Annotated in this window: 18 protein-coding genes; 17 read left to right on the plus strand and 1 reads right to left on the minus strand. The window is 69.7% G+C overall.

The genetic code is table 11. The features are described from left to right. The first annotated feature begins 579 nt into the window (after positions 1–579). The 3 genes from ACIBG5_RS23595 (at position 580) to ACIBG5_RS23605 (ending at position 3,995) form a co-directional block, all read left to right on the plus strand. A complete protein-coding gene (locus ACIBG5_RS23595) occupies positions 580–1,680 on the plus strand; it encodes a hypothetical protein (protein ID WP_396393636.1) in 1,101 nt (366 codons plus the stop codon). Next, positions 1,677–2,687: a hypothetical protein gene (locus ACIBG5_RS23600; protein ID WP_396393637.1), complete on the plus strand. Its 1,011-nt coding sequence runs from the start codon at positions 1,677–1,679 to the stop codon at positions 2,685–2,687. The genes ACIBG5_RS23595 and ACIBG5_RS23600 overlap by 4 nt, the downstream gene beginning before the upstream one ends. A 429-nt stretch (positions 2,688–3,116) precedes the next feature. Beyond that, on the plus strand, positions 3,117–3,995 hold the full coding sequence (locus ACIBG5_RS23605) for a CHAD domain-containing protein (protein ID WP_396393638.1): 879 nt from the start codon (positions 3,117–3,119) through the stop codon (positions 3,993–3,995). A gap of 4 nt (positions 3,996–3,999) precedes the next feature. Here ACIBG5_RS23605 and ACIBG5_RS23610 read toward each other — a convergent pair whose 3' ends face one another. Then, complete coding sequence (locus ACIBG5_RS23610; RefSeq protein ID WP_396393639.1) at positions 4,000–5,163, minus strand: DUF1015 domain-containing protein; 1,164 nt, start codon at positions 5,161–5,163, stop codon at positions 4,000–4,002. Positions 5,164–5,187: 24 nt separating this feature from the next. Between ACIBG5_RS23610 and ACIBG5_RS23615 the strand changes: the two genes are divergently transcribed. The 14 genes from ACIBG5_RS23615 to ACIBG5_RS23680 all read left to right on the plus strand — a co-directional run bounded on the left by ACIBG5_RS23615 (position 5,188) and on the right by ACIBG5_RS23680 (position 22,506). Then, the gene (locus tag ACIBG5_RS23615) at positions 5,188–6,297 is read left to right on the plus strand and encodes an HAD-IIA family hydrolase (RefSeq protein WP_396393640.1); all 1,110 of its coding nucleotides are present in this window, start codon (positions 5,188–5,190) and stop codon (positions 6,295–6,297) included. A gap of 85 nt (positions 6,298–6,382) precedes the next feature. Further along, positions 6,383–6,835 carry a polyhydroxyalkanoate synthesis protein PhaF gene (locus tag ACIBG5_RS23620; RefSeq protein WP_396393641.1) on the plus strand — a complete coding sequence of 151 codons (453 nt, stop codon included), beginning with the start codon at positions 6,383–6,385 and terminating at the stop codon, positions 6,833–6,835. 1 nt (position 6,836) lies between these two features. Further along, positions 6,837–7,346 carry a hypothetical protein gene (locus ACIBG5_RS23625; protein WP_396393642.1) on the plus strand — a complete coding sequence of 170 codons (510 nt, stop codon included), beginning with the start codon at positions 6,837–6,839 and terminating at the stop codon, positions 7,344–7,346. A gap of 13 nt (positions 7,347–7,359) precedes the next feature. Beyond that, positions 7,360–8,175 carry a TlyA family RNA methyltransferase gene (locus ACIBG5_RS23630; RefSeq protein WP_396393643.1) on the plus strand — a complete coding sequence of 272 codons (816 nt, stop codon included), beginning with the start codon at positions 7,360–7,362 and terminating at the stop codon, positions 8,173–8,175. Between the two features lie 10 nt (positions 8,176–8,185). Further along, complete coding sequence (locus tag ACIBG5_RS23635; protein ID WP_396393644.1) at positions 8,186–9,157, plus strand: NAD kinase; 972 nt, start codon at positions 8,186–8,188, stop codon at positions 9,155–9,157. Next, complete coding sequence (gene recN / locus ACIBG5_RS23640; RefSeq protein ID WP_396393645.1) at positions 9,157–10,890, plus strand: DNA repair protein RecN; 1,734 nt, start codon at positions 9,157–9,159, stop codon at positions 10,888–10,890. Before ACIBG5_RS23635 ends, recN begins: the two co-directional genes overlap by 1 nt. Before the next feature lie 97 nt (positions 10,891–10,987). Then, positions 10,988–12,169, plus strand: a complete 1,182-nt coding sequence (steA, locus tag ACIBG5_RS23645) for a putative cytokinetic ring protein SteA (RefSeq protein ID WP_396393646.1) — start codon at positions 10,988–10,990, stop codon at positions 12,167–12,169. Then, on the plus strand, positions 12,166–13,113 hold the full coding sequence (locus tag ACIBG5_RS23650; protein WP_396393647.1) for a copper transporter: 948 nt from the start codon (positions 12,166–12,168) through the stop codon (positions 13,111–13,113). The genes steA and ACIBG5_RS23650 overlap by 4 nt, the downstream gene beginning before the upstream one ends. A 1-nt stretch (position 13,114) precedes the next feature. Beyond that, positions 13,115–13,927: a hypothetical protein gene (locus tag ACIBG5_RS23655; protein ID WP_396393648.1), complete on the plus strand. Its 813-nt coding sequence runs from the start codon at positions 13,115–13,117 to the stop codon at positions 13,925–13,927. Further along, on the plus strand, positions 13,906–15,504 hold the full coding sequence (murJ, locus tag ACIBG5_RS23660) for a murein biosynthesis integral membrane protein MurJ (RefSeq protein WP_396393649.1): 1,599 nt from the start codon (positions 13,906–13,908) through the stop codon (positions 15,502–15,504). Before ACIBG5_RS23655 ends, murJ begins: the two co-directional genes overlap by 22 nt. Beyond that, complete coding sequence (locus ACIBG5_RS23665) at positions 15,501–16,526, plus strand: glycosyltransferase family 4 protein (protein WP_396393650.1); 1,026 nt, start codon at positions 15,501–15,503, stop codon at positions 16,524–16,526. Before murJ ends, ACIBG5_RS23665 begins: the two co-directional genes overlap by 4 nt. A 21-nt stretch (positions 16,527–16,547) precedes the next feature. Further along, on the plus strand, positions 16,548–18,272 hold the full coding sequence (locus tag ACIBG5_RS23670) for a CTP synthase (protein WP_396393651.1): 1,725 nt from the start codon (positions 16,548–16,550) through the stop codon (positions 18,270–18,272). Then, on the plus strand, positions 18,269–18,919 hold the full coding sequence (locus ACIBG5_RS23675; protein WP_396393652.1) for an NUDIX domain-containing protein: 651 nt from the start codon (positions 18,269–18,271) through the stop codon (positions 18,917–18,919). The genes ACIBG5_RS23670 and ACIBG5_RS23675 overlap by 4 nt, the downstream gene beginning before the upstream one ends. A gap of 371 nt (positions 18,920–19,290) precedes the next feature. After that, on the plus strand, positions 19,291–22,506 hold the full coding sequence (locus ACIBG5_RS23680; protein WP_396393653.1) for a GH92 family glycosyl hydrolase: 3,216 nt from the start codon (positions 19,291–19,293) through the stop codon (positions 22,504–22,506). Positions 22,507–22,508: the final 2 nt, after the last annotated feature.

Raw genomic sequence — 22,508 nt, forward strand, 5'->3', positions numbered from 1 at the left:
GTACTGCGACCGGGAGGTCGTGGGAGAGTAGGACGCCGCCGGACATTCACACTGTTAAGGGCCACCCCACAAGGGGTGGCCCTTAACATTTGTCCGGACAACTTCGGCACACGAGCCGCCTGCAGGGAAGCCCTCGATGGGGCTGATCGTTGTAGGTGGCGGTACGTTTGTCCGATTACTGCACTTCAGCATCGTTAGGAGTCACCGTGGCGACGCCACCTCGCAATCCTCACTCCGGTTCAGGGGACCGTCGCGGTTCCTCCGGAGGCAGCGGCCGTTCCGGCCGTGCCGGTGGTGGGCGTTCGGACTCCGGTTCCGGTCGTTCTGGGTTCGGTTCGGGTCGTTCCGGCTCTGGGGGCCCGCGCTCCTCGGGCGGTGGGCGTGCCGGCGGGACTGGTGGCTCCAGCAGCTCTGGTGGGCCGCGGTCGTCTGGTGGTTATCGGGGCGCCTCGAGTCGCGGCGACGGACCACGGGCCGGTGGGCCACGTGGGGGTTCGCGTTCTGGTGGGTCTTACCGGGACGGGGATCGTGATGACGCGCGTTCCGAGAACCGGCGGGGTTTTGCCGGCGGACGTGGCGATGACAAGGGTGACCGGGATCCGTTCGGTGGTCAGCTGTCCGGTCAGGGCGGCGGTGGACGCGGCTCTGGTCGAGACGACCGCTCTGGCGGTTACAACAGGGACGACCGAGGCGGTGCGGGCCGTAGTTCCGGCGGCGGCCGCGGTGGTCCCCGTCGAGACGACCGTAACGAGCGCTCGGGCGACCGCGGCGGCTACCGCCGCGACGACAGGTCAGGCTCCGGTGACCGCGGCGGCTACCGCCGCGACGACCGGGGCGGCGACGATCGCGGTGGCTACCGACGGGACGACCGCGCTGGGCGCGACGACCGCGGTGGCTTCAAGCGTGACGAGCGTTCCGGGTCAAGCGACCGTGGCGGCTATCGCCGGGATGACCGTTCTGGGACCGGGGACCGCGGCGGGTATCGCGGGAATGACCGTTCCGGGGGCGGGGACCGCGGCGGGTATCGCGGGAATGACCGCGCCGGGGCCGGGGACCGCGGCGGGTATCGCGGGAATGACCGCGCCGGGGCCGGGGATCGCGGTGGTTATCGCCGTGATGAGCGTGGCGGCAGTCGGCGCGACGACCAGGGGTTCCGGCGTGACGAGCGTCCTGGCGCTGGTGATCGTGGTGGCTATCGCCGTGATGAGCGTGGCGGTGACGACCGTGGTGGCTACCGGCGCGACGACCGATCCGGGCGCGACGACCGTGGCGGTGCTCGGCGGGACGACCGTTCCGGCTCTGGCGACAGAGGCGGCTTCCGTGGAGCTGACCGGTCTGGAGCTGACCGGTCTGGGGCTGACCGGTCTGGGGCTGACCGGTCTGGGGCCGGCGATCGGGGCGGATTCCGGCGTGATGAGCGTGGTGGGTCGCGGTCTGACGAGAGGTCTGGGCGGGGCGGTGCTCGTGGGGGCGGGCCGGCTCGTGGCGAGCGTGGCGCGTTTCGGCGGGATGAGCGTGGGGGTGACTCGCGCGGCCGCGGTGGTTCTCAACGCGACGGGCGGGATGACCGCCGCGGCGGGTTCCGGCGGGACGAGCGTGGCGAGGAGAAGGCCGGCCCGCGTCGAGACGACCCGGCGATTCCGGAAGGGATCACCGGAGCCGAGCTCGACCGTGGTGTGAAGGCCGAGCTGCGGTCGTTGCCGCGGAGCCTCGCCGACCTCGTCGCGCAGCACCTGGTCGCGTCCGGGCGGCTCCTCGACGACGATCCCGAGCTCGCGTACAAGCACGCCCGCACCGCACGGCGGTTGGCCGCGCGGCTCGGCGGCGTACGGGAAGCTGTGGCGATCACGGCGTACCTGGCTGAGCATTACGACGAGGCGCTGACCGAGTTCCGGGCGGTACGGCGGATGACCGGGAACCATGAGGTTCTCGCGATGATGGCCGACTGCGAGCGGGCGCTCGGGCGGCCGGACAAGGCGCTCGCGCTGGCGCGGGACAAGCACGTCCACGACGTGTCGGAGGCCACGCAGATCGAACTGCTGATCGTGGCGGCCGGTGCGCGCCGCGACATGAAGCAGCTCGCGGCGGCGATCCAGACACTCGAGGTGCCGGAACTCACCAAGCGCACGCGCGCCGAGTGGTTGCCGCGGCTGCGCTACGCGTACGCCGACGCCCTCGAAGCAGCCGGACGCACTGAAGACGCGCTCGAGTGGTTCCACCGCGCCGCCGGCGCCGACGCCGACGGCTCCACCGGCGCCGCCGAGCGAGCCGCCCAATTGGAAGGCCTCGAGTTCACCGACCTGGACGAAGACGACGACTACGACGAGCCCACCGACGAAGCAGACCTGGTGGACGAATCCGAGCCCACCGACGAGCCCGAGCTGGTAGATGAAGCCGAATCCATCGGCGAGCCGGAGCTGGCGGACGACCCCGCCACAACCGATGAAGCCGAATCGGCGGACGAATCCGCCCTAGCCGATGAAGCCGAGCTCGCGGACGAGCCCGAGCCCGCCGACGAAGCCGACCAGGCCGATGAAGTCGAGCTCGTGGACGAGCCCGCCGACGAAGCCAACCTGGTAGATGAAGCCGAGCTCGTGGATGAAGACGACGTGCCCGCCGACGAGGCAGAGTTTCCGGACGAGCCCGCGCCGGCCGACACCGAAACGCCCGAGAAGCCGGAGAACTAACCGCATAGCCGCGCTGCGCGCGGCCGCGGGGAGCTGAAGAGCCTACGGCGCGCTGGAGCTTGGCGCAGGCGCACCGAGCGGGTTTGTGCGGTGATGGAGAGCGGGAGTGGCACGGCGGGCGCTCGAACGTGGCGCAGCCGTGCTACACGCGTTTGCGCGGCGGTGGGGGAGCGGCCACGGCCGCGAGACTGCGCCGCGTGTCGCCGGGCGGTGATGAAGACGCACATGGCGGGAGCGTGGCGTCGCCGAGGGCATGAGCACGCTGGCACGGAGCTTGCGAAGCACGAGACTAACGGAGCCGCGTCAGTGTGCGGTCGGATGGGCTGCGCGGGGGCTCGTGAGTTGCGGTGGGATGCGTGCGAGGGCACGGAAGCGAGACTGTGGGGCGGTGAGGTTCTGCTTGTTGGTTGATGCGGGGAGAATGGGGTGATGGGTGAGAGTTTGGGTGGTTGGGCCGGGGCTTTGAGTGCCGAGGCTCCGGTGGGGGTGTTGGTGGGGAACGCGCTCACCAAGGGGGCTGCTCGGTTGCAAGGGGCGGTTTTGATGGTGGAGAAGGGTGAGGACGACGCCATCCACCAGGTTCGGGTTTCGTGCCGGCGGTTGCGGAGTGATCTGAAGCTGTTTCGGAAGTTGCTGGCCGGCGACTGGTCGAAGGAGCTGCGGAGCGACCTGTCCGCGTTGGCGAACGCGTGTGGGGAGGCCCGCGATCTCGAGGTGATCGCGGCGCTCGTTCGTGAGACCGCGAACAGCGAGGACGACGAGGAGCACGTCGAGACGATCCTGACGACGCTGACGGTGGGCCTCGATCGGGCTGCCAAGCGGTCGGCCGAGGTGGTGACCGGTGAGAGTACGGCGGAACTCCTGCAGACCCTCGAAGTGGTCGCGGCCGCGCCGGACCTCAAGCCCGATGCGAGCAAGCCCTGCGGCGAGGTCCTGCCTGAGCTGCTGGCCGCGGCGAACGAGGCGTTCACGCAGGAAGCCGACAAGCTCAAGCCCTGGACAGTTGACGACCACTGGCACGAGGTGCGGCTGTTGGCCAAGAGAGTCCGGTACGCCGCCGACACCAGCGCAGCTGTGCTCGGTGACGAAGCGAAGGCGACCGCGACCCAGGCCGCCAAGTACCAGGAGTTGCTCGGCCAGCACCAGGACCACTGCGCCGCTGCAGACGCGCTGACCGCCATGGCAGCGGACGCAGCAGCCCAGGACGACCCAGAGCTCTCGTTCACCCTCGGCCGCCTCACAGAGCGGCACCGCGCCGCCCGCAGGCCCCTCCGCGAAGAGTTCCTGAGCCTCTACCACAGGCCCTAGCCGGTCACAGCGTCCGGAACAGCAGCCCGACCCGCGGCTTGGGGCCGAACGATGTCGCCTTCTGTGGCAGCACAACGCCTTGCGCGGCGGAGCGCAGTACCTGGTCCATCCGGGGCGCTGTGAGCTCCACAACCGCCTGCTGCGGGCCAGCCAGCGCCAGAGCGTCTGACAGTGCGTGGTGGAAGCTGATGTCTTCCTCAACGACGCCCCACACCGGCAGCAGCTCCCGATGCAGCATCGAGACCGTCGGAGCCTCCTGCCCGGCGGTCGACCGCACTGTCACCCAGCTGGACCCATCCGTCACCGCAATCCGGTCGGGTACACCCTCTACGCGTCCAGGTAGCACCTGCCAGCCGGCCGGCGTACGGGAGCGGACCGTGGCCAGGTCCAGACCCGGTATGACGCGGTGGATCGGGTCCAACGTGAGTGGGTGCCGGCCGTGGTCGACGAGCATGGCCAGACCGACCGACGCCCCCTGCCGTCCGGGCTCACGCTTCTGCCGTTCCAGGTACGCGGCATAGCGGTGGTGGCCGTCGGCAATGAGCGCCTCGTGCTTCGACAGTTCGCCGGAGATGGTTGCCAGCACAGCTGGGTCCTCGATGCGCCAGATGCGGTGCAGGGCGGTGCCGTTCTGCGTCTCGGCTTCAACCCACGGCTCTCCGGCCCGTGCGGCGTCGACAGCGTCGCTGGCCGCGCCTCCGTCGGCGTACGCGAGCAGGATGGGCTCCAGGTCGGCGTCCGTGGCCTCCATCAGCTGGAGCCGGTCGTCGACCCAGTGCGGCATCACATCCTCGTGGGGCAGCACCACTCGGCGGGCCGGATCCAGGCTCAGTGACCCGACGAGGCCGCAGAGCAGCGCGCTGCCCAGTTGCTGCTCGTACACGTAGAGGGCGGGCCGTGGGTCCTGCACAACCACACCGGCGCGTTGCCAACCGGCGAGCCGTCGGGCCGGCTCGTCGTACCGGCCGGAACCGAGCTCCGGATCGCGTGGAAGGATGAGCCTCACCATGTTGTGCAGATCAGAGTCAGTCAGCCGCCGGACGATGGCGGGTTCGAGTACGTCGTACGGCGGCGAGGTGACGGCGCCGAGCGCGCTCACCTTCCCGGCCACGAACCGCCAGGCACGCAGTGGGTCGAGTCGTAGCACGCTCCCCCTCGAATCCGGCATGGGCGGCATCGTACGGCGGGAAGCATGAGCGCGGAACGAAATGCGCCCCCGCCGCTGTCGGCGTGTGACGAACCGCTCGCCAGCCGGTACGACGTGGCGCTGCTCGACCTGGACGGTGTCGTCTACGTCGGGCCGGACCCGGTTCCGGACGCGCCGGAGAACCTGCGCAAGGCCTCCAAGGAGGGCATGCGGATCGGCTACATCACCAACAACGCGAGCCGGCCGGCGCGGGTCGTTGCCGAGCACCTCGCGTCGTTCGGGCTGGAGGTGATCGCCGACGACGTGGTCACGTCCGCGCAGGCGGCGGCGAAGCTGGTCGCGAACGACTTCCCGCAGGGCTCGCCGGTGCTCGTGGTCGGCGGGGAAGGGCTGTACTCCGCGCTGGAGGAGTACGGGATGAACCCGGTCCGGAGCAGCGACTCGCATCCGGTGGCGGTGGTTCAGGGATTCCACCCGGAGGTGAACTGGGTGATGCTCGCGGACGGCGCGCATGCGATCAACGAGGGCGCGAAGTGGTACGCGACCAACCTGGACCTGACCATCCCGACCGCGGCCGGGATGGCACCGGGCAACGGGACGCTGGTACAGGCGATCCGGGCCGCCGTCGGCGTGGACCCGATCGTGGCGGGCAAGCCGGAGCCGCCGCTGCTGGAGACGAGCATCGAGCGGCTCGAGGCGAATCGGCCGTTGATGATCGGGGACCGGCTGGACTCCGACATCGCGGGTGCGCACGCGGTCGGCGTCGCGAGCCTGTGGGTCGCGACCGGTGTGAACGACCCGCACGACCTGGCCCGCGCGCCGAAGAACCAGCGTCCGACGTACATCGCGCCCGGCCTGGGGGCGTTGGCGCAGAAGCAGCCGGGTGTGACGGTCGAGGGCGGCAAGCACACGTGTGAGGGCTGGACTGCCGAGGTGGTGAACAACGCTGTGTCGGTGAAGGGCGAGGGCGCGCCGTACGACGGCCTGCGGGCGATCCTGTCCGCGGTGTGGGCCGCGGTCGACGCGCCGCCGAAGCCGGCCGCCAAGACGGCGAAAACCGCCGGCCGCAGCCGCCGCCCGCTGCCCAAGCCCGCTCCGACCCCCGACTCGATTGCGATTGACGCCGCGCTCCACCGCATCGGCCTGGAAACCTGAGGCGCTAAACCGCTCAAGGGCGGTGGCTGGGTGGTGTTGGGGTGGGGAGGCGATACCGTTGCTGGGACGAAGCGAGGAGGCAGTCATGGTTCTGGACGCACTGCGAGGCTACGTACAACTGGCGAGCGGACTGACCGAGGTCACCAGGCAGAGAGCCCAGGCGGCGGCGAAGGCACTGCTGCAGCAGACCGGCGCGGACACGCTGACGACCGGGCTGACCAGCAAGGTGAGCGAGCTGACCGACGAGATCGTTGCCACCAGCAAGAGCAACCGTCAGCTGCTGCAGGCGATCGTGTCGAACGAGGTCGAGGGCGCGGTGGCGCGGCTCGGGTTCGTTCGCTCGGAGGAGGTCGCAGGGCTGACCCGCCGGGTGCAGAAGCTGGAGAGGGAGCTCGCCGAGGAGCGTGCCGCCGGGCCGGCCGGCGATGTCGCCGTACACGCACCGAAGCATCCGGCCAAGAAGTCCGCGGCGAAGAAGGCGGCGAAGAAGGCTGCCGCGAAGAAGGCGGCGGCCAAGAAGACGGCGAAGAAGGCGTGACGTGACCGAGCATCCTGGCGAGCAGTTCCCGCCGGACGTCGACCCCGACGTCGAGCCGGGGTTCGAGCCGCACCCGGCCGAGGAGGCGCCCGCCGTCCCCGACTACGACGCCGAGCCCGGCTCACAGAGCTTCGAGTACGCCGACGAGGCAGGCGAGGCATCCGGCGACCAGTCCGGTGAGCCTGGGCATGTGGATCCGGCCGAGGTGGAGTTCGGGCCCGAGTTCGCCCGCGAGCCTGGGCAGGAATACGAACACCCCTACGAAGCCGAATCAGCCGAACCCGAGCACCAAGCCGAACCCGAGCACCAGGCCGAGCCCGAGCACCATCAGGCCGAGGCCGACCAGCACGAAGGTGAGGCGGGGCATCCGTTGGTGGATGAGGTGATGGGCCGGCTGGACGAGTTGCGCGAGCGGCCCGTGGACGAGCACGCCGAGGTGTACGCCGACCTGCACGAGCGACTGCAGAGTGCCTTGGTGGAAGCGGATGCCGAGCACGGCGACCGTGGCTGACCGGAAGGTCTGAGTGGCCAAAGGAGTCAAGCGATCCCGGCTGGACGCCGAGCTGGTACGGCGCGGCCTGGCGCGGTCCCGGGAGCACGCTAGTGAGCTGATCGCGGCGGGCAAGGTGAAGGTGTCCGGCACCGTCGCCTCCAAGCCCGCGACCGGTGTCGGTGCCGACGCCCCGATCGTCGTCGACACCTCCGAAACAGACGACCCCGGCTACGCGAGCCGTGGCGCGCACAAGCTGGTCGGTGCGCTGGAGGCCTTCAGCGCTGTTCAGGTGAAGGGTCGCCGGTGCCTCGACGCGGGCGCGTCCACGGGCGGATTCACCGACGTACTGCTGCGCAACGAGGCAGCGCACGTGATCGCCGTCGATGTCGGGTACGGCCAGCTGGTGTGGTCGTTGCAGACCGACGAGCGGGTCACGGTGATGGACCGGACCAACGTCCGTACGCTCACCCTCGACGACATCGGCGGTGAACCGGTTGAGCTCGTCGTCAGCGACCTCAGTTTCATCTCGCTCACGCTCGTTCTGCCCGCGCTGATCGGGGTGGTGACGCCGGACGGCGACCTGATGCTGATGGTGAAGCCGCAGTTCGAGGTCGGCAAGGAGCGGCTCGGCAAGGGCGGGGTCGTCCGCGACCCGGAGTTGCGCGCGGACGCGGTCCGGAGCGTCGCGGCCAAGGCCCAGGAACTCGGCTGGGGTATTCAGGGAGTGGCCGCCAGCCCGTTGCCTGGTCCGTCAGGAAATGTCGAATACTTCCTGTGGATACGCCGGAATGCACCGCCTCTCGATGAGACGATGCTCCAGACCGCCATCGAGCGCGGTCCGCAGTGAAGGAGGCAGGGTGGTAGAGCACGAGCCGCGGCGCGTGCTGGTGGTGACGCACACCGGCCGGGAGCAGGCGGTCGAGGTGGCCCGGGCCGCGCACCGGCTGCTGACCGACGCCGGTCTGCAGGTCCGCCTGCTCGGCGACGAGGCCGAGGCGCTGAAGCTCGAGCCGGCCGAGGTCGTGGACGACCACGAGAAGGCTGCGCTGGACGTCGAGCTGATCATGGTGCTCGGCGGTGACGGCTCGATCCTGCGCGGTGCCGAGCTGGCCCGCCCGCACGGTACGCCGGTGCTCGGGGTGAACCTGGGCCATGTCGGGTTCCTGGCCGAGGCCGAGGTGGACGACCTGGAGCGGATCGTCCAGGTGGTGGTCGATCGCAGCTACACGGTCGAGGAGCGGATGACGCTGGCCGTCGAGGTCCGGCTGGCCGGCGAGCTGATCTTCGACACCTGGGCGCTGAACGAGGCGAGCATCGAGAAGGCAGCCCGCGAGAAGATGCTCGAGGTGCTGGTGGAGGTGGACGACCGCCCGCTGTCCCGCTGGGGCTGCGACGGCGTCGTGGTGGCGACACCCACCGGCAGTACGGCGTACGCGTTCTCCGCAGGTGGTCCGATCGTCTGGCCCGAGGTCGAGGCGATCCTGATGGTGCCGCTGAGCGCGCACGCGCTGTTCTCCCGGCCGATCGTGGTGGCACCGACGTCGCGGCTGTCGATCGAGCTGGTCCCGTCCTGGCATGGTCGCGGCGTGCTGTGGTGCGACGGCCGCCGGATGGTCGAGGTGCCGCCGGGTGCCGAGATCGAGGTCCGGCGCGGCACGACCCCGGTCCGGCTGGCCCGGGCGCACGAGGCGCCGTTCACCGACCGGCTGGTGGCGAAGTTCGACCTCCCGGTGCTCGGCTGGCGCGGCGCCGCCGAGCGCAAACGCAACGGCAGCACCAACCGCAACGGCGACAACGGCAACGGCAGCAACAGCCAACAGGAGACCTGATGCTCTCTGAGATCCGCATCACCGGGCTGGGCGTGATCGAGGACGCCACGCTGGACCTCGATCCGGGGTTCACCGCGGTGACCGGCGAGACCGGCGCCGGCAAGACGATGGTCGTGACCGGCGTGAACATGCTGCTCGGTGGGCGTGCGGACAGCGGCCTGGTGCGGCACGGGACCCGTCGCGCCCGGGTCGAGGGCCGGGCCAGCGGCGTGCCGAAGTCGATCGTGCAGCAGGCCGAGGACCGCGGCGGCGAGCTGGACGACGACGAGCTGCTGATCGCCCGCGAGCTGTCCGCCGAGGGTCGCTCCCGCGCGTTCCTGGGCGGTGCATCCGTACCGGTGTCCGTGCTGGGCGAGGTGTCCGGCGATCTGGTCGCGATCCACGGCCAGGCGGACCAGTGGCGGCTGCTGCAGCCCGCGCGGCAGCGCGAGACTCTCGACACCTTCGCCGGGAAGCCGCTGCTCGTGCCCTTGCAGGAGTACGTCGCTGCCTACAAGCGCCACCGTCAGGTCGAGGCCGAGCTCATCGAGCTGACCACGCGCCAGCGTGATCGTCTGGCCGAGGCGGACTTGCTGCGCTTCGGCCTCGACGAGGTCGCGAAGGCCGAGCCACTGCCGGGCGAGGACACCGAGCTCGCCGCCGAGGAGGACCGTCTCGCGTACGCCGACGGCCTGCGTACGGCGGCCACCACGGCAGCCGACGCGCTGGCCTCCGAAGAGGACCAGGACTCCACCCGGCCGAACGACGTACTCGGTCTGCTCGCCCTCACCAAGCAGGTGCTGGACGCGGAACGCGAGCACGACCAGAAGCTCGCCGATCTCGCGGACCGGGCCGGCGAGCTCGGTTACCTGGCAGCTGATCTGGCCGGCGAGCTCTCGTCGTACGCCGCTGATGTGGACACCGATCCGGCACGGCTGGCAGTGGTGAGCGAGCGGCGGGCGTTGCTGACCAGTCTGGTTCGCAAGTACGGCGCTGACCAGGGCACTGTGGACGAGGTGCTCGAGTGGACAAAGCGGTCCGCATCCAGACTGGCCGAGCTGGACGGCAGCGACGAGCGCGTCGAGGTCCTGACCGCTGAGCTGTCCGAGCTCGACGCGAAGCTCACGGAGCTCGGCCGGCAGATGCGGGAAGCGCGGATCGAGGCGGCCGAGCGACTCGGCGTCGCAGTGTCCGAGGAGCTGACCGGACTGGCGATGCCGCACGCGAAGCTGTCGGTCGAGGTGCACGAGACCACGGCCGGGCCGTTCGGCATCGACGAGGTCGAGTTCTGCTTCGCGGCGAACCCGGGCAGCCCGGCCCGCCCGCTGCAGAAGGCCGCGTCCGGCGGTGAGTTGTCCCGGGTGATGCTCGCGCTCGAGGTGATCCTGTCCGACACGCATCCGGTGCCGACGCTGGTGTTCGACGAGATCGACGCCGGGATCGGAGGCCGGGCCGCGGTCGAGGTCGGCAAGCGGCTGGCCCGGCTGGCGGAGAAGACGCAGGTGATCGTGGTGACGCACCTGCCGCAGGTCGCCGCGTTCGCGGACCGTCACGCTGTGGTGCTGAAGAGCGACGACGGCTCGGTCACCACGAGTGGTCTGGTCGCGCTGGACGAGGACGCGCGGCTGAAGGAACTCTCCCGGATGATGGCCGGCCTGGAGAATTCCGACGCCGCCCAGGCGCACGCCGAAGAATTGCTCGCGCTCGCCGCCGAACGGCACAAACCGCGGAAGAAGAATCGTCCCAAAGGATGATTTGACGCACAGTCACCGTTAATTCAGTGCGTGAAGGAGGCCTCGCGCGGGTAAATGGACCGGATAGGGGCTCTTGACATGGCAGGATGAGAGCGCGATGAAACTGCCCAGCCTGCGGAGAGCACGACCCACTGAACTGCCCGGGACCACCGGTGTGGTCCGGCTCGATCGCCGTACCAAGAATCTCACCAAACGGCTCAAGCCGGGCGAGATCGCCGTCATCGACCATGTCGACCTGGACCGGGTCAGCGCCGAGGCGCTGGTCGACTGCCGGGTCGCCGCCGTCGTCAACGTCGCCGACTCGATCAGCGGCCGGTACCCGAACCTCGGCCCGGAGATCCTCGTCGAGGCCGGGATCCCGCTGGTGGACGGGGTCGGCCGCGAGGTGTTCTCGGTGCTGCACGAGGGCGAGCGGGTCCGGCTGAACGAGGGCTCGCTGTACCGCGGCGAGGAGGTCGTCGCCAAGGGCATCACGCAGGACAGCATGTCGGTCGCGGAGCTGATGGACGAAGCCCGGTCCGGACTGTCCACGCAGCTCGAGGCGTTCACCGCCAACACACTGGAGTATCTGCGCCGCGAACGTGATCTGCTCCTCGACGGTGTCGGCGTACCCGACATCCATACGCCGATGGACGGTAAGCACGTGCTGATCGTGGTCCGCGGGTACGACTACCGCGAGGACCTGGTCGCGCTGCGGTCGTACATCCGCGAGTACCGGCCGGTGCTGATCGGGGTCGACGGCGGCGCGGACGCGCTGGTGGAGAACGGCTACGTCCCCGACCTGATCGTCGGCGACATGGACTCGGTCAAGGACGAGACGCTGAAGAGTGGCGCCGAGGTGGTCGTGCACGCGTACCGCGACGGCCGGGCGCCCGGCTCGGAGCGGCTGGAGCGGCTCGGCGTGGACTCGATCGAGTTCCCGGCCGCCGGCACCAGCGAGGACGTCGCGATGCTGATGGCCGATTCCAAGGGCGCCTCGCTGATCGTCGCGGTCGGCACCCACAACTCGCTGGTGGAGTTCCTCGACAAGGGACGCCCCGGCATGTCGAGCACCTTCATCACCCGGTTGCGGGTCGGTGCCAAGCTGGTGGACGCCAAGGGTGTCAGCCGGCTGTACCGCAGCCGAGTGTCGACCATGCAGGTGGTCGCGCTGGCTGTGGCCGGCCTGTTCGCGCTCGGCGTGGCCTTGGTCGCCGCCGGCGCCGACGACGTGCTGTGGTCGATCCTGCGGGCGCGCTGGAGCGACTTCGTCTACTGGATCCGGGAGCTGTTCACGTGATCGACTTTCGCTACCACATCGTCTCGATCGTGGCGATCTTCTTCGCCCTCGGCGCCGGTGTGGTGCTGGGTGCCGGACCGCTGAAGGGCACCGGCAGCGAGCTCGTCCAGAGCCAGGCCGAGAAGGACCGCCAGCAGCTCGCCGACGCGCGGGCCGAGCTGGTCCAGGTGAAGGCGCTGGACAAGTACCGCGACGACTTCGTCGCCAAGGTCACCGCCGGGCTCACCGACGGCAAGCTGGACGGCAAGCGCGTCGTCGTGGTCACGATGCCCGGCGCCGACGGTGATCTGACCAACGGCCTGCAGGACGAGCTGGAGAAGTCCGGCGGCCAGGTGACCACCCGGGTCTCGCTGGACGCGAAGCTGTTCGACCCCGGTCAGCGTCAGCTGGTCGAGCCGCTCGTCACCGATCTGGTCACCGCGGACACCCCGTTCCCGCCGGACAGTACGACGTACGAGCGGGCCGGGCTGATCCTGGCGCGCGGTGTCGCGGCCAAGGAAGAGGGCAGGCCGGCCGACGCCGAGTCGACCAAGATCCTCAGCGGGCTGACCGGCGCCAAGCTGTTGTCGCTCAAGCCGTCGCAGATCAAGGACCGGGCCAGCCTGATCGTCGTGGTCGCCGCGAAGCCGCCGACCCCGACGCCGGACAACTCGTCGTACAGCGACGCGGTGGACTTCATCACCGGCCTCGACCAGGCCAGTGGCGGGGTCGTGGTGGCCGGTACGCCGGAGACCGCGCAGAACGGTGGTCTGCTCAAGGCCTTGCGGAGTGACTCCGAGGCCACCAAGATCGTTTCCTCTGTGGACGTGGCCGACATCCCCTCCGGTCGGATGACTGTTGTCTTCGCGCTGGCCGAGCAGGCGACTGGCAAGGCGGGGCAGTACGGCGCCATGGACGCGAAGAACGGCGTAGCGCCGTCGGCCGTACAGACGAAGGACAACTGACGTGGGAATTCTGAGCGCTGCCGTCGCGGCAGCCGCCACCGCTGCGCTCGAGCGCGCCGCGGAGAAGCTGCCCAAGGAGAACCGGGCACCGTTCCAGCGGACGAACCACCGGGGCGAATCGGTCACCCTGCTGGAGGGTCCGATCGCGGTCCTCGGTGCATTGGCCGGTGTCGCCGCCGCCGGGAAGACGCCGGGCAAGGTGAAGGCCGCCGCGATCCTCGCGGGCTCGGTCTCCGGCGCGGTCGGCGCGTACGACGATCTGCGCGGGACCACGCAGGCCAAGGGTTTCCGCGGCCACCTCAGTGCACTGAAGCGCGGTGAGGTGACCAGCGGCGCGGTGAAGATCCTCGGCGTCGGTGCCGCCGGCCTGGCCGCCGCCGCATTGCTGCCGCGGAAGTCGACCGGGGCGAAGGCGCTGGCCGGTGTTGTTGCCGACGGCGCCTTGATCGCGGGTACGGCGAACCTGACGAACCTGCTGGACCTGCGGCCGGGCCGCGCGCTGAAGGCCGTGGCCGCGGTGAACGCTCCGCTGGCGGCCGTGAACGGGCCAGCCGGCGCGGTCGTCGGTGCGGCTGTCGCCTCGGCGCCGTCCGACCTGGGTGAGCGCTCGATGCTCGGCGACTGCGGCGCGAACGGTCTGGGCGCGATCACCGGGACGGCGCTGGCAGCCTCGTTGCCGCGGCCGTTGAAGACGCTGGCGCTGGCCGCGGTCGTCGCCCTGAACCTGGCCAGCGAGAAGGTCAGCTTCACCAAGGTCATCGCCGAGAACCCGGTGCTGGACAAGATCGACCAGTGGGGCCGACGACCCAGGTGAGCACGGGCGGTCGGGTCGCCCGCGCCGCACTGCTGATCGCCGCGGTGACCGTGCTGGCGCGGGTAGTGGGATTCGGCCGCTGGCTGGTGTTCTCCAAGACTGTCGGCGCGGGTTGCCTGGCCGAGGCCTACGCGACCGCCAACCAGCTTCCCAACATCCTGTTCGAGGTCGTCGCCGGTGGAGCCCTGGCCGGTGCGGTGATCCCGGTGCTGGCCGGCCCGGTCATGCGCGGCGATCGCGGCGCACAGGGCCGGATCATCGGCGCGCTGCTGTCCTGGTCGTTCGTGCTGCTGGCGCCGTTCGCCTTGCTGTCGTGGGTTCTGGCGTCCAGCTACACAGGTGCGATGCTCGATCCCGGTGCGGAGTGCGCTGGTACCACCGCAACCGCGACGCGCATGCTGGTGATCTTCGTGCCACAGGTGTTCGGTTACGCGATCGCTGTGATCGCGACCGCCGTTCTCCAGTCCCACAAGCGCTTCGCAGCCGGCGCGTTGGCGCCACTCATCTCGAGCGTGGTGGTCGTTGGCACCTACCTTCTCTTCGCGGCGTACGCTCCTGACGCGGATGCGGCGTCGCGCGATGCCACCAATTTCCTGGCCTGGGGAACCACAGCGGGCGTCGCTGCGCTCGCACTCACGGTGCTGATCCCGATGCTGACGCTGCGGTTGCCGATCAAGCCCACGCTGCGGTTGGACCCTGGTGTCGGTCCAGTACTGCGGAGGCTCGCGCTGGCCGGTCTCGCCGTACTGATCGCGCAGCAGCTCACGTTCGTCGTCACCACCTATCTGGCCAACCACAGAGGCGTTGCGGGCAGCATTGCCGTCTACTCCTGGGCGAACGCGGTCTACCTGCTGCCGTACGCCGTACTGGCCGTGCCGATCACCACAGCGGTGTTTCCGCGGCTCGCTGCGGCGTTCGACTCGGGGGAGCGCTTCGAGGTCTACGCCTCTGCGTCGACGCGCGCAGTCATGCTGGCCGGTGGGGTCGGCGCCGCGCTGCTCGTCGGTACAGCGGTTCCGGTCGCGAGGATCTTCGCGTACGACGACGGTGCGGTGCAGGAGGCCCGAGCGACGTCACTGGGCAACGCTCTGGTCGCCTTTGGTCCAGCTGTCATCGGATTCGCGGTGCTGATGCACGTCGGCCGAGTGCTCTACGCACGGCACGCGGGCCGCGAGGTCGCTGTGGTCACGTCTGCCGCGTGGCTGCTGGTGGCTGTGGCCGGTGTGGTTCTGACGACGTCATGGGACGCCGTTCCCGCGCTGGCGGCCGCGATGTCGGTCGGCATGGTCGTCGGTGCGGTCGTCCTGGTGGTGGTCCTGTGGCGTGAGGTCGGTCCAGCCGTGCTGGCCGGACTGACCCGTGCCACGCTGGCTGCGCTGGTTGGCGCCGTACTGGCTGGTGCCGCGGGCTGGGCGGTCGCTCTGCCCGCCGCCGACGCCGGAGTGGGCCGAGCACTCGTGTTCGCGGTCCTCGCCGGCCTGGCCGTCGTCATCGTGTACGCCGCCGTCGCGGTCGCAATTGATCGCGCGGACACCGTCGCACTGCTCCGCCGGAATCTCGTAGAGGAGACGCAATGAGGATCGGCCTGCTGCTCGCGGAGTCGCGGGGTGGCATCGGGCAGCACGTCGCCTCACTGGTACCGCGGTTCGTGGCAGCCGGCCACGAGGTCGTCGTGTGCGCACCGCCCGGTACTGCGGAGCACTTCGACTTCGGTGCTGCCACGGTCGTGACGCAGGCGACCGCGCTCCGCGGGTCCGATGTGATCCACGCTCATGGCTACCGCGCCGGCATGGCCGCGCTGCGGGACCGGTCGCGGCTACGGCCGCTGGTCGTCACCTGGCACAACGCGGTGATCGCGCCTGGACCACGTGGACTGGTCATGCGGCTGGGCCAGAGGCTCGTGGCCAAGGGCGCGGACCTGACTCTAGGAGCCTCTAGCGACCTGGTGGACCTGGCGAAGAGCCTGGGCGCCCGGCAGGCGCGGCTGGCGCCCGTCGCGGCTCCAGCGCTCCCAGAGGTCCGTACGCCGGCCGCCGACGTACGTCAGGCACTCGGACTCGGGGACCAGCCTCTCGTGGTCACTGTGGGTCGCCTGGCGCCGCAGAAGGACTATCCGACCCTGCTCGCCGTGGCTGCCCGGGTGCACGAGTCCACTCCGGACGCTGTGTTCGTGGTTGTGGGCGACGGACCGCTGCATGACAACCTGCAGGCGCGGATCGACGCTGAGCAACTGCCGGTGCGATTGCTGGGACACCGGTCCGACGTGGCTGACCTCCTCGGCGCGGCCGACGTCTTCCTGCTCACCTCCCACTGGGAGGCCCGCGCCCTGGTCCTCCAGGAGGCGATGCAGGTCGGCGTACCGGTGGTGGCGACGGCGGTCGGCGGCGTACCCGAGCTGGTCGGCGACAGCGCCGTACTGGCGTTCCCCGGCGATGCGGACGGGCTGGCCGACGGGGTCCGGGCGGTGCTGGCCGAGCCCGACACGGCGAACGCTATGCGGACGCGGGGCCGGGAGTTGGCCGCCAGATGGCCGGACGAGGACGCCGTGGCGAAGAATCTGCTCGACATCTATGCGGGTCTCGTTTCGACCACCCCTTGACAGCAGGTAGGCTGAAGGCCCGTGGACAGGGCTTCGAACTCCCAGCAGACCAAGCACGTTTTCGTCACCGGTGGTGTGGCGTCCAGCCTCGGCAAGGGGCTGACAGCGTCAAGCCTCGGCAGTCTGCTGACGGCACGGGGCATCCGGGTCACCATGCAGAAGCTGGATCCGTATCTCAACGTGGATCCCGGCACCATGAACCCGTTCCAGCACGGCGAGGTGTTCGTCACCAACGACGGCGCCGAGACCGACCTGGACATCGGGCACTACGAGCGTTTCCTCGACCGCGACCTGTCCCAGGTCGCCAACGTCACGACCGGCCAGGTCTACTCCAGCGTGATCGCCAAGGAGCGCCGCGGTGAGTACCTCGGCGACACCGTCCAGGTCATCCCGCACATCACCAACGAGATCAAGGAACGGATGCTGGCGATGGCCGGCGCGGACGTCGACGTCGTCCTGCACGAGATCGGCGGCACCGTCGGCGACATCGAGTCGCTGCCGTTCCTCGAGGCGGCCCGTCAGGTCCGGCACGACGTCGGCCGGGACAACGTGTTCTTCCTGCACATCTCCCTGATCCCGTACCTGGCGCCCAGCGGTGAGCTGAAGACCAAGCCGACCCAGCACTCGGTCGCCGCCCTGCGCTCGATCGGTATCGCCCCGGACGCGGTCGTCTGCCGCGCCGACCGGCCGATCCCGGACGGCGTGAAGCGGAAGATCTCGCTGATGTGCGACGTCGATCAGGAGGCCGTGGTCGCGGCCGTCGACTCGCCGAGCATCTACGACATCCCGAAGGTCCTGCACACCGAGGGCCTCGACGCGTACGTCGTACGCCGGCTGAACCTGCCGTTCCGCGACGTCGACTGGACGCGCTGGGACGAGTTGCTGCGGGTCGTGCACCACCCGAAGGACGACGTCACCGTCGCGCTGGTCGGCAAGTACATCGACCTGCCGGACGCGTACCTCTCGGTCGCGGAGGCGCTGCGGGCGGGCGGCTTCGACAACGACGCGCGGGTGAACCTGCGCTGGATCGCGTCCGACGAGTGCGCCACCCCGGAGGCGGCCGCGCGGTTGCTCGGTGACGTCGACGCGGTCTGCATCCCGGGCGGTTTCGGCGTCCGTGGCATCGAGGGCAAGATCGGCGCGATCCGGTACGCCCGCGAGCAGGGCATCCCGATCCTCGGCCTGTGCCTCGGTCTGCAGTGCATGGTGATCGAGGTGGCCCGCGACCTGGCCGGCTTGGTAGAGGCGAACTCCAGCGAGTTCGACCCGGACGCCGAGCAGCCGGTGATCGCGACGATGGAGGAGCAGAAGCACATCGTCTCCGGCTCTGGCGACCTCGGCGGCACCATGCGGCTCGGCCTCTACCCGGCGAATCTGGCCGACGGCTCGATCGTCCGCGACCTGTACGGCGCTCCGTCCGTGCAGGAGCGGCACCGGCACCGGTACGAGGTGAACAACGCCTACCGGGACAAGCTGGAGACCGCCGGCCTGGTGTTCAGCGGACTGTCCCCGGACAACGAACTGGTCGAGTTCATCGAGCTGGACCGGTCGCAGCACCCGTACTTCGTCGCCACCCAGGCCCACCCCGAGCTGCGGTCCCGGCCGACCAAGCCGCACCCGCTGTTCTCCGGCCTGGTCGCCGCGGCGCTGGTCCGCCAGCGCGAGTCCCGGCTGCCGGTCGAGGAGCCCGCCGTCGCCAAGAAGACCGCGGCCAAGGCCAAGCCAGAAGCGGTCAAGGCTCGATGAAGGAGCACCCCGAGCTGCGGTTCGGCGGCGGGCTGGAGGACGTCCCCGAGCGGTGGCCGGTCTCCTCGTCCGAGGTGGTGCACGAGACCGGCCGGGTGATCTCGGTACGGCGCGACACCGTGCAGCCGGACGGTCGCGACTCGTTCGTGCGTGATGTGGTCGTCCACCCCGGCGCTGTCGGGGTGGTGGCCCTGGACGGCGCCAACCGGATGCTGCTGGTCCGCCAGTACCGGCACCCGGTCGGCTACCGGCTGCTCGAGCCGCCCGCGGGGTTGCTCGACGTACAGGGCGAGCAGTACCGGCTCGGCGCGGAACGGGAACTGTGGGAGGAGACCGGCACGAAGGCCGCCGACTGGCGGGTGCTCGTCGACGCCTTCACCTCACCCGGCCTCACCGACGAAGCGATCCGCATCTTCCTGGCCCGCGACCTGTCCGTGGCCCCCGAAGCCTTCGAACGCCGCCACGAGGAGGCAGACATGGAGACGGTCTGGGCCCCCTTGGTCGACGTCGTCGGCGCCGCCCTGGCCGGCCATCTCCACAACCCCATCCTCGTCATGGGGTCCCTCGCCGCCTGGACCGCCCTCAACGGCCCCGGCTTCGACTCCCTCCGCCCCGCCGACGCCCCCTGGCCCGCCAAGGACCACTGACGCCGGGGCCTGCTGACCCCGGGTTCGCCAACGCCCGCTGGCGGGTTGTTTGACGGGTGGCGGGACAACTTGCCGTCAGTGGTGAAAGAAGCCGCCATCGGGCGGCGGTTCCGGAAGCTGCTGGGGGTTGACCTGCGGGGCGGGCGAGGGTATTTGTTGCTGACAACGATGTCACTCCGCCCCGTTCCGACGTCGAAGGTTGGCCGCTCATGCGCCGTTCCGCCCCGTCCCGTCGTGCGAGCTTTCTGCTCGCCGGTGTTCTGATCGCAGCGTTGGCTCCCGCGGCTCAGGCCGTGCCGTCGCCTGGAAGCCCTGGAAGCCCTGGAAGCCCTGGTTGGCCGACCACCGCGCCGCCGCCTGATCCGGCGGTTGTGGGATTGCGGGCGCCCGAGGTGGTCGGGAGCAGCCGGATCACCACGGTGTCGGCGGATCCGGCTGACCACGTGGATCCGTTGATCGGTACGTCGAATCTCGGGGACGTGTTCCCGGGAGCGGTGACGCCGTTCGGGATGTTCTCGTTCAGCCCGGAGACGAGCCGGGGGAATGCGTACCGCACAGCCGCGCCGGGTGGATACCTGTACTCCGCGACCACGATCCGCGGGCTCAGCCTCACCCATATGAGTGGCACCGGATGCGCCGGTGGCTCGGGCGACATCCCGATCTTCCCGTACGTCGGTGACGTGACCAGCTCGCCGCAGTCCGACGCGAAGGACGCGATCTACGCCAGTACGTTCGACCACGCCAACGAGGTCGCCGAACCGGGCTACTACAAGGTGGGCCTCGACTCGGGAGCGACCGCGGAGTTGAGTGCGACCACGCGGACCGGCTCGGCCGCGTTCACGTTCCCCGTGGACAAGGCGAAGTCCCTGCTGTTCCGTACGTCGAACTCCGAGGTCGGCTCCAGCGACGCGGACATCAGCATCGACCCGGCCACGCGCACAGTCTCCGGATCGGTGACGAGCGGCAACTTCTGCGGCTACCTCGCCAGCGTCGGCCGCCGCAGCTACTACACCCTGCACTTCGTCGCCGAGTTCGACCAGCCGTTCAAGAACCAGGGCACCTGGACCGACACCACCGTCACCCCGGGCAGCACCAGCTCCCGCGGCGGTACGTCGTACGGCGTCGACGGCTGGATGCCGCCGGACAAGGGCTCCGGCGGGTACGTCGGGTTCGACAGCAGCAAGGTGACGATGCGCATCGGCATCTCGTACGTGAGCAAGGCCAACGCTCTGCAGAACCTGCGCGCCGAGAACCCGCGCGGTACGTCGGTCTCGGCGACCGCCGCGAAGGCCAAGCAGGCGTGGCGAACGCAGCTGAGTCGGATCGAGATCACCGGCGGAACCGCGGACCAGCGCACCACCTTCTACACCGCGCTGTACCACGCACTGCTGCACCCGAACGTGTTCAGCGACATCAACGGGCAGTACTGGGGTTTCGACCAGAAGCCGCATCGCCTCGCGCACGGCCAGCAGGCGCAATACGCGACCTTCTCCGGCTGGGACGTCTACCGCTCGCAGCTGGAACTGCTCACGTTGCTGGAGCCGCGCAAGGCCGGCGACATCGCGCAATCCTTGCTCAACCAGGCGTCGCAGAACGGTGGGATCTGGGATCGCTGGACGCACGCCGCCGGGAGTACGTCGGTCATGACCGGAGATCCGTCCGCGCCCTCGGTCGCCGGGATCTACGCCTTCGGCGGCACGAACTTCGATGCCCGGGCGGCGCTCGAGTCCTTGGTGAAGGCGGCGACCGTGCCGACCGAGAAGGACCTGAGCTCGGCCGGCAAGCCGGTGATGTCGATCGGCCAGCGGCCGTCGCTCGACAAGTACCTCGCGCTGCACTACGTCCCGACCAAGTCGAACGCCTGGGGCGGTGCGGTCGAGACGCTCGAGGACGTGACCGCCGACTTCGCCCTGGCCCAACTGGCCCAGCGCACCGGCGACCAGGCGACGTACCAGCGCTTCCTGGACAGGTCGCAGTACTGGCAGAACGTGTTCAACCCGGAGAACGGCGGCTACATCCAGAACCGGGACGACAACGGCGCCTGGCCCGCGTTCACGCCGTCGACGGGTGACGGGTTCGCCGAGGGGAGCAGTGCGCAGTACACGTGGATGATCCCGCACAACCGGGCCGGGCTGGTCGACGCGATGGGTGGTGTGGACAAGGCCAACCAGCGGCTGGACGCGTTCTTCAAGAACCCCGACGGCACCTGGGCGCTGACCGGCGCCGGCGAGTTGCACGCCGAGATGGACAACGAGCCGTCGATCAACACGCCGTGGATCTACAACTACACCGGTAAGCCGTACCAGACGCAGGAGACGTTGCGCCAGGCAATGAATCAGCTGTGGAACACCGGCACCGGCGGCATTCCCGGCAACGACGACCTCGGCGCGATGTCGTCCTGGTACGTGTGGACCGCGCTCGGGCTCTACCCCGACGTACCGAGCCGCGCGGAGCTGCAGGTCGCGGCGCCGCTGTTCTCGCAGGCTGTCGTCCACCGGGACGGCGGCCGCACGATCCGCATCAACGCTCCCGGTGCGGACGCGCCGTACGTGCAATCCCTGGAGTTGAACGGACTTACGACGACCAAGTCGTGGCTGCCGGAGTCGTTCGTGCAGCACGGCGGGACCCTGGACTTCACGCTCGGGACGACGCCCAACACCCAGTGGGGTGCCAGCGCGGCGGACGCACCGCCATCGTGGCGGACCGGTGAGATCCCGTTCCAAACCTCAACGGACGCGAGCCGAGTGGTCGTTGCCCCCGGCACCACCAGCGCGCCGATCGCGGTGAAGGCACACCGACTCAGCGGGACGGCTCAGGACGTCAGCTACACAGTCACGACTCCGACAGGTCTCACTGCATCGCCGGCCAGCGGCACCTTCCCTGTGGACCAGGACGGCAGCGCACCCGTGACGATCACGGCGGCCGTCGGCACACCCAACGGCCGCTATCCGGTGACCGTGTCGATGAAGGCAGCCGACGGCACGCTGCTTCCGCAGGTCGGCTTCACGGTGGTCGTCGGTCAGCCCAACTCGTTCTTCGTACTGCGCGAAGGTGTCGCCACCTCAGACGACACAGGCGACCACACCGAGGCCGATTTCGATGGTGGCGGCGTGAGCTACTCGCGACAAGCGCTGGCTGCGGCCGGGCTGGCACCCGGTGGTACGACCACTGTGCAGGGCCTGAGCTTCACCTGGCCCGACGTACCGACTGGTGACCCGGACAACATCCCGGCCGACGGGCAACTGCTCAACCTGGACGTCCCGGCCGGTACGACGAAACTGTCGTTCGTCGGCAGCGCGGTCAACGGCAACCAGGAGGGCAGCGCGACGCTGACCTACTCCGATGGCACCACCAGCCAGGTCGACCTGTCCTTCAGCGACTGGACGCTCGGCGGGGGTGGCGACACCGTCCACTTCGGCAACGTGATCGTCGCGACCACGCCGTACCGGAACGAGTCGGGCGGGGGAAGGGACGACGTCACCACGCACATCTTCGCGACGGCGCCCGTGACCTTGACGAAGGTTCCGGTCAGCATCACGCTTCCGGAGAACCGCGACCTGCGGATCTTCACGCTGGCCACCGGCTGAGG

This window comes from Kribbella sp. NPDC050241, assembly GCF_044459685.1.
GTDB lineage: Bacteria > Actinomycetota > Actinomycetes > Propionibacteriales > Kribbellaceae > Kribbella.